Source organism: Kitasatospora sp. NPDC004531 (assembly GCF_053602195.1).
On sequence record NZ_JBSGDD010000041.1, the window covers coordinates 50,480 to 57,777 of the forward strand.

Here is a 7,298-nt window from a genome sequence, read left to right on the forward strand (position 1 = left end):
GATCCTCGTTCCCGCAACGCCAAGGAGCAGCGTGGCCGTCAAGCGCGCCTCACAGATCAAGAAGAGCGTGTGGCTCACCCCGCAGCCCGCCCGGGGCCGCCGCGGCGCCCGCGCCGGTGGCGCCGCCGGCGGGGCGGGCGGGCTGGACCGCGAGGTGATCGTGGCGGCGGCGGTGCGGCTGCTGGACGAGCAGGGCGAGGCCAAGTTCTCGATGCGCGCGCTGGCGGCCCGCCTCGACGTCACGCCGATGTCGCTGTACTGGTACGTCGCCGACAAGGACGACCTGCTGGAGCTGGCGCTGGACGTGGTGTCGGGCGAGATGGAACTGCCCCGTCCCGGCGACGGACTGGGCTGGCAGGACGGCCTGCGGGCGCTGGCGGTGACCTGGCGGGCGACGATGCTGGCGCACCCGTGGGCGGTGCGGCTCTTCAACGACTACCTGAACATCGGCCCGAACTCGGTGCGTTACTCGGCCTGCGCGGTGGAGGTGGCGCGCAGCTCGCCGCTGTCCGAGGCGGACGCGATGGCGGCCCTGTCGGCGATCTTCCAGTACACCTACGGGTTCACCGCCATCGAGGTCAACTGGCAGGAGAAGGCCGACGCGGCGGGCACCACCGAGGAGCAGCTGATCGCCGAGATCACCGAGGCGGTGACGCAGGTCCCGTCGATCGCCGAGTCCGGCGCGCTGACGGAGCGGCCGAAGGGCCCCGAGAGCCTGCTGCGCGAGCAGCACTTCCACCGCGCCCTGGACTGGCTGCTGGCCGGCATGGCGGCGGGCGCGGGCCCTTCCTAGGGTCGGGCGGCCGGGCAGTCGGTGTCCTGGGCGGGGAGGACACCGTCCAGGAGGTAGCGGTCGACGGCGGTGTCCACGCAGGTGTCGCGCGGCGCGAACAGGCCCGCGTAGACGGTGTGCCGGAAGGCGCCGCGCAGGGTCACCAGGCGGGAGCCGGTCAGCGCGCGGTGGGCGGAGAGCTGGCCGGGGTAGGTGGCGGCCGGGTCGCCGTCGGCACCGACCAGCAGGACCGGTACGGCGTTGCGCACCAGGGTGGGCGGTTCGGCGGGCTCCGCCGGCCAGAAGGTGCACGGCGTGAGGTTGCGGGTGAGCGGGCCGAACAGCGGCTCGTCGGCGCGGTGGGCCTGGATGTCGCGGTAGTAGGCGAGCGGATCGCGTGCGGCGGCGCGGTCGGCGCACATGATCGCGGTCTGCACGGCGGCGTAGCCGCCCGCGTCGGGGGCTGTCAGGCCGCTCAGCACCGCTTCCAGCAGCGCGGTCGGCTCCGCCGGACGGCCCTCGGCGGCGTCGGCCAGGACGCGCACCAGCGCGGAGAACTCCTCGTGGGCGGCGTCGTCGTCCCCGGCCGCCACCGTCCACAGCACCTGCGGCAGGGCTTGGGCGTCGACCCGGTGGGTGCCGACCGCCAGCGGCGCGCGCCCGGCGGCCAGGCGCACCCGCTCGACCGCGGCGAGCACCTCGGCGGTGGTCGGGCCCAGGTGGTGGCGGTCGTCGTGGCGGGCCGCCCAGGCGGCCCACGCGGTGAGCGCGGCCGCCATCGCGGGGCCCTGGGTGGCGGTCAGGTCGGGGCCGAAGCGGTCCGGGTCCATGGCCGCGTCGAGGACCGCCCGCCCCACCCGCCCGGGGAACAGCTGGAGGTAGACCTCGCCGAGGTAACTGCCGTAGGAGGAGCCGAGGTAGGCGATCGTCTCCTCGCCGAGGACGGCGCGCACCAGGTCCATGTCCCGGGCGGTGTTGCGGGTGGAGATGTGCGGCAGCAGCTCGCGGTACGGCGCGCAGCGGGCCGCGAGGCTCTTGGCGACCTCGGCGGACCGGTCGAAGGTCAGCCGGTCGGGGCCGGCCGAGCCGGGGCCGGCCGTGGGCCAGCCGCAGTCGAGGGGGGTGCTGGCGCCGACGAAGCGCGGGTCCATGCCGATGATGTCGTAGCGGGCGGCCAGGCCGGGCGCGGCCCGGCGCAGGGTGAGGGCGAGCTCGCGGGCGGGGACGCCGGGGCCGCCGGGGTTGTAGAACAGGGTGCCCAGGCGGCGGTCCCGGTCGGTGGCGGGCAGCCGGGCGAGGGCGACCCCGGTGGTCGGCCCGTCGGGGCGACGGTAGTCGAGGGGGACGGCGAGCTCGGTGCAGCCGGCGCCGGCGGCGTCGAGCTCGGCGCCGGCGGTGTCCTCCGGGCCGGTCGCGCAGGGGTGCCAGCGCGGCTGTTGGCCGCGCAGCGCGGCGAGCGGATCGGCGGTGGCCGCCGCGGGCGGGGGCGCGGTGGCACCGGCCGCCGGTGCGGCGGACGCGGTGACGATGGTCAGGGCCAGCGCCGCAAGGGCGGCGGCCGGCTTGGCGGCGCGGATCACGGTGTTTCCCCTCGGGTGCCTGGACGGGCCGTCGGGGCGACCGTAGGCACTGCGGCGGCCGGGCGCGTCCACCACCGGTACCGGGCTCCCCCGCCGAACTGCCCCTACCCGTCTGCTACTTCAGGACCACCCCGGCCGCGGCCGACTCGCGGCGCACCGCCCGGGCCGGGGGCCCGGGTTCCCGGTCGCCCGACTCAGCGACGCACGTCGTGCCGGGCGGCCGGGGCGACGGTGACCCGGAGGTGTTTCATGATGGGCTGGTCGCTCTGGGTGGAGTGGTCGCCGATGGCGCACAGGACGTTCATCTCCGGCATGTACCCGGCCGCGCAGCCGCGGGGGATGTCGTAGGGGACGGCCAGGTAGCCGTGCAGTGAGCGGGTGGAGCCGTCGCGGGCGGTGGCGGTGATGTCGACCGGGTCGAACTCGCCGAGGCGGCGTTCGCGCATGTCCTGGCGGTTCATGAAGATCAGGGTGCGCAGGTTGGTGATGCCGCGGTAGCGGTCGTCGTCGGAGTAGATGGTGGTGTTCCACTGGTCGTGGGAGCGCATGGTGCCCAGGGCCAGGGTGCCGGGGGCCGGGACGACATCGGGCAGCGGGGCGGCGGAGAACTCGGCCTTGCCCGAGGGGGTGAGGAAGACGAGTTCGCGGGCGGGCTGCTTGATGCGGAAGCCCAGCGGGAGCCGGACCCGGCGGTTGAAGTCCTCGAATCCGTCGAGGACTTCGGCCATGGTGTCGCGGATGCGGTCGTAGTCCTCGACGTACCACTGCCAGGGTGTGGCGCTGTCGGGCAGGGCGGCCCGGGCGATGCCGGCGATGATGGCGGGCTCGGAGAGCAGGTGCGGGGAGGCGGGGCGCTTCATCCCCTTGGAGAGGTGGACCATGCTCATCGAGTCCTCGACGGAGGTCTCCTGTTCGCCGCCGCGCTGGTGGTCCTTCTCGGTGCGGCCGAGGCAGGGCAGGATCAGCGCCGTGCGGCCGTGCACCAGGTGACTGCGGTTCAGCTTGGTGGAGACGTGCACGGTCAGTTCGCAGGTGCGCAGGCCGGCCCAGGTGTAGGCGGTGTCGGGGGCGGCGAGGGCGAAGTTGCCGCCCATGCCGACGAACACGTCGACGTCGCCGCGGTTCATGGCTTCGATCGTGGCGACGGTGTCCATGCCGTGCGCGGTGGGCGGGTCGATCCCGCAGACCTCGGCGAGCCGGTCCAGGAAGGCCCCGGTCGGCCGGTGGTCGATGCCGCAGGTGCGGTTGCCCTGCACGTTGGAGTGCCCGCGCACCGGTGACGGGCCGGCGCCCTCGCGGCCCAGGTTGCCGCGCAGCAGCAGCAGGTTGACGATCTCGCGGACGGTGTCCACGCCGTGCTCGTGCTGGGTGACGCCCAGGCACCAGCTGATGATGCTGCGGTCCGCGTCCCGGTAGACCCGGGCGGCGTGCAGGATCCGGGCGCGGTCCAGACCGCTCTGCCGCTCGATCTCCTCCCACGGCGTGGACTCGCACACCTCGCGGTAGGCCTCGAACCCGCTGGTGTGGCGCTCGACGAAGCGGGCGTCCAGCGCCTTCGGGTCGGTACGGGCGCTCTCCAGCAGGGCCTTGGCCATGCCGCGCAGCAGGGCCATGTCGCCGCCGATCCGCACCTGCAGGTTCAGGGTGCTGGTCGCGGTGGCCCTGTTCAGCGCCATGTCGAGGAAGTCGTGCGGGATGATCGTGCGGCGCGCGGCGGCTTCCACCAGCGGGTTGACGTGCACGATCTGCGCGCCGCGCTGGTGGGCCTGGGCGAGGGCGGTGAGCATCCGGGGGGCGTTGGAGGCGGCGTTGACGCCGAGGATGAACAGGGCGTCGGCGTTCTCCCAATCCTTGAGGTCGACGGTGCCCTTGCCCGTGCCCAGCGAGGCCTGCATGGCGCGGCCGCTGGCCTCGTGGCACATGTTGGAGCAGTCGGGCAGGTTGTTGGTGCCCAGCTCACGGGCCATCAACTGGTACAGGAACGTCGCCTCGTTGCCGAGCCGGCCGGAGGTGTAGAACGCGGCCCGGTTCGGGTCGTCCAGCCCGCGCAGCGTCCGCCCGAGCAGCTCGAAGGCGTCCTGCCAGGAGATCGGGACGTAGTGGTCGGTGCCCGGGTCGTACACCATCGGCTCGGTGAGCCGGCCCTGGTTCTCCAGCGCGAAGTCGCTCCACCGCTCCAGCTCCGTGACGGTGTGCGCGGCGAAGAACGCCCGGTCCACGCGCTTGCGGGTCATCTCCCAGGTGACGTGCTTGATGCCGTTCTCGCACAGGTCGAGCTTGAGGCCCTTGATGTCGTCGGGCCAGGCGCACCCCGGGCAGTCGAAGCCGCCGTTCTCGTGGTTCATCTTCAGGATCGCGCGCGGGCCGTCCAGGTACTCGCCCTCGCGGACCAGGAACTTCGTGACGCTCCTGGCCGCGCCCCAGCCGGCCGCGGGGTGGTGGTAGGGCGAGAAACGCGGAGGCTTGCCGGGGACGGCGCCGACGGTCGGCCCGACGCCGGACCCCGGAGCCGCAGAGGGTTCGGGCCGGGTGTCTTCGGAGGAGTGCACGATGGTCGCCTTCCGGGGATGCGGCGAGCGCCACGGACTGTGGCATGCGGTCGTCGGGGCGCTCGACTCGGGCCCCTGCTTCAAGAAAGCCAGGTCGACGCGGATCGCGCCCGTCGGAGTGCGTCGGTGAAGCGACGGCCGGGCCCGACGGAGGACCGGGAGCACGCCGCCTGCCCCCAGCAGGGACGGCTACCGGGACTCGGCCAGGACCCGCGCCGGCTTGCCGAACCCGTCCTCGCGGTGGTGCGCGACGGGCGCCCGCTGCGCTACAGCGATCCGGTCATCGGCGCCGTCCGCCGGGACGACCGGCTGATCGTCGCCCGCGAATCCCCCGGGGACCCGTCCGCTCCGTCCGCGCGCTGAACGGCGAAGGGCACCGGGGGGCGCCGCCCGCCCCGCCCGAGCCGCGGGCCGGCTCACGGCGACGGCCGCCTCGCCGTCCCCGGAACCGCTGCGCCGTGCCGCCCGGCTGGTATACAGCGGGGGTGTCCCGCTCCCGCCCCGCACCGCGACCGACCGCCGCCGACCGCCCCCGCCGGGGCCGGGAGCTGATCCGGGTGCTGTCGCCGAGAGGAGCGCTGGCACTGGACCGGGTGGACGGGGCACTGCGGTTCGGCGTCCGGGCGGCGCTGGCGATGGCCCTGTCCGCGCTGCCGCTGGTCGCGGCGGACGAGCCCGGGCTCGCGGTGTACGCGATGCTCGGGGTGTTCACCACGACGTTCGGCCGCAACCTGCCCTACCGGCGGCGGGCCCGGGTGCTGGCCGGGGTCGCGCTGGCGATGACCGCCGCGGTGGCCTGCGGGTCGGCCCTCGCCGTGGCGGCCCGGCCGACGGCGGGCGGGCCCGGCGCGGTGGCGGTGGTCGCGGCGACCGCGCTGGTGGCCGGCGTCGCGAAGTTCTGCTGCGACACCCTGCGGCTGGGCGGGCTGGGAGCGGTGCTGCTGCTGGTCGCGTTCACGGTCGCCGCGAACGGGGCCGCCGCGGCCGCCCGGATCGGCCCGCAGACCGCGGCCGCCGCGTTCGGCGCCGCCACCGCCTGGCTGCTGGCGCTGTCCGGGCTGCTGTGGCACCCGGACCGCCCGCAGCGCATGGTGACGGCGACCGCGCTGCGGGCGGTGGCCGACCTGCTGGACCGCCCGGGGGCGGGCGGGACGGCCGACGCCCGGGCCCGGTACCGGGCGACCGCCGCGGTCCTGCGGGCGTACTCCTCCCTCGGGGCCCGGCCGCCGGCCGACCGGTTCGTCGGCGTCCGCGGCGGAGTCTGCCTGCGGTTGGCCGACACCTGCTGGTCCCTGCTGGTGCGCTCCGCGTACCGCCCCGCCGCCGGCACCGGGGAGCAGGCCCGGCGGCTGCGCTCGCAGGCCGGACTGCTGGCCGACGGCCGCTACCGCTCCCCGGTGCTGGTCGGCGAGCTGTCGAAGCCCGCCCGGCCGGCCGCCGAGGCCGCCCGGAGCCGCGCCGTGCACCCCGTCAGGGTCCCGGCCTCCGGTTTCGACGCGGCGCTGCACCGGACCGCCGAGCTGCGCTCCGGGGCCGACCGTCCGTCCCGACGGGCGGCGGTCTTCGCCGTTCCGGCGTTGCGGATGACCCTCGGCACGGCCGCGGCCGGGGGCCTGGCACTGGCGCTCGGGCTGGGGCACGGCTACTGGGCGGCGATCTCGGCGGCGGCCGTGCTGCATTCGGTGAGCGTGCGCACCACGGCCCACCGGGCGGTGCAGCGGACCGTGGGCACGCTGGCCGGCCTGCTGATCGCCCTGGCTGTGCTGGCCACCGGGCCGGGTCCGGTAGCGCTCGTCCTGGTGATCGTGGTGCTGGAGTTCCTGCTCGAGTACCTGGTGGTCCGCAACTACGCGCTGGCGGTGGTCTTCCTGACGCCCCTGGCCCTGCTGATGAGCGACCTGGTCACGCCGACCGGCACGGTGGGCCTGCTGCGCGACCGGGCCCTGGGCAGTGTGCTGGGGATCGGCGTCGGCCTGCTGTGTGCGCTCCTGGTCGTCCACGACCGGGCCGCGGTACGGGTCGAACGGGCGCTGGCCGCCTGCACGGACGCGATGGCGGACGCCGAACGGGCAAGGACCCGGGCCGCCGCGGCCGCCCTGCCCGAGGCGCAGGTGCGGCTGGCGGCCGCGCTGGTCGAGCTGCACGAGGCCTCCGACGCCGCGGCGGGCGAGCTGTGGGAGTCGGGGATCGACCCCGTCCGGCTCGCCGCCGTCGAGCAGCGCGCCTATCTGCTGCTGAAGCAGCTGTCCCTCGACTGACCCCTCCGGGCGGCCCACCGCCTGCGCTGCGTGGTCGGGACCTGCTAGGACTTGTCCGGTCGATCATGTGCGGAGCCAGATGACCAGGGCTGCTGCGGTGACGGTTCCGAGGTAGACGTATCCGCGTTTGTCGTAGCGG

Annotated in this window: 5 protein-coding genes; 3 read left to right on the top strand and 2 right to left on the bottom strand. The window is 75.2% G+C overall.

All coding sequences use genetic code 11. The features are described from left to right. Positions 1–31 precede the first annotated feature (31 nt). Positions 32–793 (top strand): TetR/AcrR family transcriptional regulator, encoded by a 762-nt coding sequence (locus ACWEMJ_RS18380; protein WP_452138099.1) that lies wholly within the window; start codon positions 32–34, stop codon positions 791–793. Here ACWEMJ_RS18380 and ACWEMJ_RS18385 read toward each other — a convergent pair. After that, entirely contained in the window at positions 790–2,352 is a 1,563-nt protein-coding gene (locus ACWEMJ_RS18385; protein ID WP_452138100.1) for an alpha/beta hydrolase, read from the bottom strand. The genes ACWEMJ_RS18380 and ACWEMJ_RS18385 overlap by 4 nt on opposite strands. A gap of 194 nt (positions 2,353–2,546) precedes the next feature. Next, complete coding sequence (locus tag ACWEMJ_RS18390) at positions 2,547–4,901, bottom strand: FdhF/YdeP family oxidoreductase (RefSeq protein ID WP_452138101.1); 2,355 nt, start codon at positions 4,899–4,901, stop codon at positions 2,547–2,549. Between the two features lie 126 nt (positions 4,902–5,027). On the opposite strand from ACWEMJ_RS18390, the gene ACWEMJ_RS18395 reads away from it, so the two are divergent. Further along, entirely contained in the window at positions 5,028–5,264 is a 237-nt protein-coding gene (locus tag ACWEMJ_RS18395; RefSeq protein WP_452138102.1) for a hypothetical protein, read from the top strand. Between the two features lie 122 nt (positions 5,265–5,386). After that, positions 5,387–7,159 (top strand): FUSC family protein, encoded by a 1,773-nt coding sequence (locus ACWEMJ_RS18400; RefSeq protein WP_452138103.1) that lies wholly within the window; start codon positions 5,387–5,389, stop codon positions 7,157–7,159. The last annotated feature ends 139 nt before the right edge of the window (positions 7,160–7,298 follow it).